5 protein-coding genes are annotated in these 4571 nt (G+C 69.3%); 3 read left to right on the plus strand and 2 right to left on the minus strand.

Annotation, left to right across the window (positions count from 1 at the left end; genetic code table 11):
* On the plus strand, positions 1–469 hold a 469-nt coding region (locus A5709_RS04115; RefSeq protein ID WP_068118197.1), incomplete at its 5' end, for a ribulose-phosphate 3-epimerase.
* Positions 466–1488 carry a bifunctional diaminohydroxyphosphoribosylaminopyrimidine deaminase/5-amino-6-(5-phosphoribosylamino)uracil reductase RibD gene (gene ribD / locus A5709_RS04120; RefSeq protein ID WP_067943766.1) on the plus strand — a complete coding sequence of 341 codons (1023 nt, stop codon included), beginning with the start codon at positions 466–468 and terminating at the stop codon, positions 1486–1488. The genes A5709_RS04115 and ribD, both read left to right, overlap by 4 nt.
* Before the next feature lie 6 nt (positions 1489–1494).
* Here ribD and A5709_RS04125 read toward each other — a convergent pair whose 3' ends face one another.
* Together A5709_RS04125 and A5709_RS04130 are read right to left on the minus strand one after the other, a co-directional pair.
* The gene (locus A5709_RS04125) at positions 1495–3051 is read right to left on the minus strand and encodes an MFS transporter (protein WP_068118200.1); all 1557 of its coding nucleotides are present in this window, start codon (positions 3049–3051) and stop codon (positions 1495–1497) included.
* On the minus strand, positions 3048–3755 hold the full coding sequence (locus A5709_RS04130; protein ID WP_067943770.1) for an LppX_LprAFG lipoprotein: 708 nt from the start codon (positions 3753–3755) through the stop codon (positions 3048–3050). Before A5709_RS04130 ends, A5709_RS04125 begins: the two co-directional genes overlap by 4 nt.
* A gap of 129 nt (positions 3756–3884) precedes the next feature.
* Between A5709_RS04130 and A5709_RS04135 the strand changes: the two genes are divergently transcribed.
* Positions 3885–4478, plus strand: coding sequence for a riboflavin synthase (locus tag A5709_RS04135; RefSeq protein WP_067943772.1), 594 nt, complete (start codon positions 3885–3887; stop codon positions 4476–4478).
* The last annotated feature ends 93 nt before the right edge of the window (positions 4479–4571 follow it).

The following is a 4571-nucleotide window of genomic DNA, read 5'->3' on the forward strand; positions in this document are numbered from 1 at the left end:
CCCCGACCGTTGGGCGCCCGGCTACGCCGAGGCGGGCGCCTACAACGTCACCTTCCACGCCGAGGCCACCGACCACCCGGTCGCGGTGGCGCGCGACATCCGCGCGGCCGGCGCCAAGGCGGGCATCAGCGTCAAGCCGGGAACCCCGCTGGAGCCGTACCTAGAAATCTTGCCGCAGTTCGACACGTTGCTGATCATGTCGGTCGAGCCCGGCTTCGGCGGCCAGAGCTTCATTCCCGAGGTGCTGAGCAAGGTCCGCACCGCGCGCAAGCTGATCGACGCGGGGGAGCTGACGATCCTGGTCGAAATCGATGGCGGCATCAACGACGACACCATCGAGCAGGCCGCCGAGGCCGGCGTCGACTGCTTCGTCGCCGGGTCGGCCGTCTACGGCGCGGAGGACCCGGAGGCCGCCATAGCGGCGCTGCGGAGGCAGGCCGCCGCCGCGTCGCCGCACCTGCGCCGATGAATCAACCCGCCGACGGCCTCGATGCCGCCATGCGCCTGGCGATCGAGCAGTCCAACCACGTCAAGGGCGCCACCTATCCGAATCCGCCGGTGGGCGCCGTCATCCTGGACGCCGACGGCGTGGTCGTCGGAGTCGGCGGCACCGAACCCGCCGGTGGCGACCACGCCGAGGTGTTGGCGTTGCGGCGGGCCGGCGAGCTGGCGGCCGGCGGGACCGCGGTGGTCACCCTGGAGCCCTGCAACCACCACGGCAAGACCCCACCGTGCGTGAACGCCCTGCTGGAAGCCAAGGTGGGGGCCGTGGTGTACGGGGTGGCCGACCCGAATCCGGTCGCCGCCGGCGGTGCGGCCAGGCTGACGGAAGCGGGCGTGCGGGTGACGTCCGGGGTACTGGCCGACGAAGTGGCCGGCGGACCGCTGCGGGAGTGGTTGCACAAGCGGCGGGCCGGGCTGCCGCACCTGACGTGGAAGTACGCCAGCAGCGTCGATGGCCGCAGCGCGGCCGCCGATGGCACCAGTCAGTGGATTTCCAGCGAGGCTTCGCGGTTGGATCTGCATCGCCGCCGCGCGGCCGCGGACGCGATCGTGGTGGGCACCGGCACCGTGCTGGCCGACGATCCGGCGCTGACCGCGCGGTTGCCCGACGGCTCGCTGGCCGACCGGCAGCCGCTGCGAGTGGTGGTGGGCATGCGCGAGATACCGCCAGAGGCAAAGGTTCTCAACGACGATTCGCGGACCATGGTGATCCGCACGCACGATCCCATGGAGGTGGTCAAGGCGCTGTCGGATCGCACCGACGTCCTGCTGGAGGGCGGCCCCACCCTCGCCGGCTCGTTTCTGCGGGCCGGGGCGGTCAACCGCATCCTGGTGTACGTCGCGCCGATGCTGCTCGGCGGCCCGGTCTCCGCGGTCAACGACGTCGGGGTGCCCACCATCGCGCGGGCGTTGCGCTGGCAATTCGACGGAGTCGACCGGGTGGGGCCGGACCTGCTGCTCAGCCTGGTGCCGCGCGGCGACTAGGAGCGCTTAGCGCTCGCCCAATGAGATCGTTTGCGGCTCAGGGACTTCCGGCTCCTCGGCGTGTTCCTTGCGGCCACCGATCAGCAGGCCCAGTAGCGCACCCGCGATGCAGATGACCACGGTCGCGCTGAAGATGTCGCCGTACATCATGGCGAACGCTTTGAGGTACATCGTCCCCTGCGCGGCGATCCGCTCCAGCAGGGAGGCGTTGGGGGGTATCGCGGCCGTCAACCCGGCGACGATCTGGTTGAACCGGTAGAGGCCCCACGCACTGAGCGCGGCCACGCCGATGAGCATGCCCGTCATCCGGGCCACCACCACCGCCGCCGAGGCGATGCCGTGCTGGGCGGACGGAACAACCCGGAGGGCGGCGGAGGTCAGCGGCCCGATCACCAGGCCGAGGCCCACGCCGGCCACCAGCAGGTCGGCATGCAGCACGGGGACGCTGAACACCCCGAAGATGTCGTGCTTCTGGCTCAACACGTCCTGGCGCCAGTAGTGAATCAGCCAGTAGCCGTAGGCCGCGATCAGCAGCCCGATGAAGGTCATCACCCGGTCGCCCACGCGGGTGGCGATCCAGCCGCCCAGCACCGCGCCGACCGGCAGCGCGATCAAAAACCACAGCAGCAACCCGGCGGCCTGCGTCTGGTCCATCTGCAGGACGCCCTGGCCGAACAGCTCCACGTCGACCAGGGTCACCATCAGCGCCGCGCCCGCGGCCAGCGATGCGCCCAGCGCGGCCAGGAACGGGCGGAAGTGCACGCCCGCCGGCTCGATCAGCCGGGTGCGGGAGAACCGTTCCCAGAGCAGGAACAGCACCGCCACCACGACCGCCCCGATGACCAGCGGGAGCCCGTAGCTCGGCAGGATCTGTTTGCCGTCGGGTTGCGGGTTGTACAGGCCGATCACCGCCAGGCCGAGGGCGACCGCGAGCAGTACACCGCCGACCAGGTCGACCTTCTCAGGGTTCTCGACCTTTTCGTGCGACGGCAGGCTGAACTGGATCATCGCCATCGCGACCAGGGTCAGCGGGACGTTGATCCAGAACACGTAGCGCCAGTCGTGGAACAAGTACACGATGAAAATCCCGTACAGCGGGCCCAGCACGCTGCCGAGCTCCTGTGCGGCGCCGATGCCGCCCAGCACGCCGGCGCGGTTGCGCTGTGCCCACAGGTCGGCGCCCAGCGCGAGTGTGACCGGAAGCAGCGCGCCACTGGCCACACCCTGGATGGTGCGGCCGGCGATCAGCAGGTGGAAATCGCCCCAATGCCCGGCCAGTGCGGTCACCACCGACCCGACCATGAACAGGGCCAGGCTGACCTGCAGCACCAGCTTGCGGCCGAAGCGGTCGGAGGCCCGACCCAGCAGCGGCATGGCGGCGATGTAACCCAGCAGGTACATCGTGATGATCCAGGTGATGCGCTGCAGCTGGTTGATCGGGATGTGAACGTCGCTCATGATGTCGCGCATGATCGTCACGACGACATAGGCGTCCAGGGCGCCCAGCAGGACCGCCAGACTGCCGGCGCTGATCGCGACGCGGCGGCCGGCCTGCGAACTCATGAACTCACCGGGGGCTTGGTGACCTGAACCTGCTCACCCCAGTTGGACAAGGTGACCTGGATGGAGTTGCCGGAGCTCTTCTGCATGTTCGCCTGGACCAGCTGGTGGTCGCCGGTCTCCTGGATCCACACCGTGCTCGGCACCGGCTGCGTCGCGTTGAACTGCGGCATGATCTTGTTCACCGCATCCGCCGAGACGTTCCCGCTGACGCGGATGGTGCTCTGACCGTTGATGGTGTCGCGGCCCTCGGCCTTGGCGTTGGTGAAGTTGGCGAGCGCGTTGGCCAGCCCGGTGTCCGGGTTCAGCAGCACCGACACGTCGTAGATGTCGGACGCCTTGCCGAAGTCGCTCCACTTGTTGGGCGTCAGGGTGGCGTACAGGTTGCCGTCGACGACCACGAAATTGGCGTCGATGTCGGACCCACCGAGGGTGATCGTGGCGTTGCCCTTGGCGGCGGTGGCCGGCGCCGTGGTGAGGTCACCGGTCAGCGTTTTGATGGGCAGCCCCTGGATCTTGCCCTGAATGCTCAGCACGAGGTGCACGCTCTTCACATTCTTGGTGGCGTCGGCCGACTGCTTGACCAGGGTCGTGGCGTCGGGCAGCGGGGCGCCACTCTGCTTTGAGCCCGACGAGCAGCCGGCGATCAAGGCGGTGGCGAGGGTCAGGGATGCGAGGACGGCCGATAGACGGCGGCGGGTCTGCATACCTTGCATCGTAGAGGGTGCCCATGACCGGCTTGGGACACGTGGGGCCGCGGTGTCGGCCCGGCGCCGACGCTTTGGCCTGCTCACCAGTGCGACCGCGGCATCCGGACGGCCGATTAACCTGATGGAATGTTCACCGGAATTGTCGAGGAGCTCGGGGAGGTGACGGGCCGCGACATGCTCGCCGACGCCGCCCGGCTCACCATCCGCGGACCGGTCGTGACCTCCGACGCCGGGCACGGCGACTCGATCGCCGTCAACGGCGTCTGCCTGACCGTCGTCGAGCTGCTGCCGGACGGCCAATTCACCGCCGACGTGATGGCGGAAACCCTCAACCGGTCCAACCTGGGCTCCCTGCAGGTGGGCAGCCCGGTCAACCTGGAGCGCGCCGCGGCGGTCAACAGCCGGCTCGGCGGGCACATCGTGCAGGGGCACGTGGACGGGACCGGGCAGGTGGTGAGCCGGGCGCCGTCCGAGCACTGGGAAGTGGTGCGGATCGAGATCCCCGCGGCGGTGGCCCGCTACGTCGTCGAGAAGGGATCGATCACCGTCGACGGCATTTCATTGACGGTCTCCGGGCTCGGCGCCGACTGGTTCGAGGTTTCGCTGATCCCTACCACCCGCGAGCTGACCACGCTGGGCCGCGCCCCGGTCGGCACGCAGGTCAACCTCGAAGTCGACGTGATCGCGAAATACGTTGAGCGGTTGCTCACCCCGCGCTAGGCCGCCTTCGGAAAAGTGCGCGCCGCGCCGGTTCGCTCAGCAGGGCTCGCCCGGAGGCGTCCAGTAGGGCTCGCCGGATGGGGTGTAGCACGG

The sequence above is a fragment of the Mycobacterium sp. E1386 genome, assembly GCF_001672745.1.
Taxonomy (GTDB): domain Bacteria; phylum Actinomycetota; class Actinomycetes; order Mycobacteriales; family Mycobacteriaceae; genus Mycobacterium.

What these genes read in the sequence shown, in the direction of transcription:
- ribD (WP_067943766.1), top strand. Translation starts at nt 466, where the DNA reads ATGAATCAACCCGCCGACGGCCTCGATGCCGCCATGCGCCTGGCGATC.
- A5709_RS04125 (WP_068118200.1), bottom strand. Translation starts at nt 3,051, where the DNA reads ATGAGTTCGCAGGCCGGCCGCCGCGTCGCGATCAGCGCCGGCAGTCTG.
- A5709_RS04130 (WP_067943770.1), bottom strand. Translation starts at nt 3,755, where the DNA reads ATGCAGACCCGCCGCCGTCTATCGGCCGTCCTCGCATCCCTGACCCTC.
- A5709_RS04135 (WP_067943772.1), top strand. Translation starts at nt 3,885, where the DNA reads ATGTTCACCGGAATTGTCGAGGAGCTCGGGGAGGTGACGGGCCGCGAC.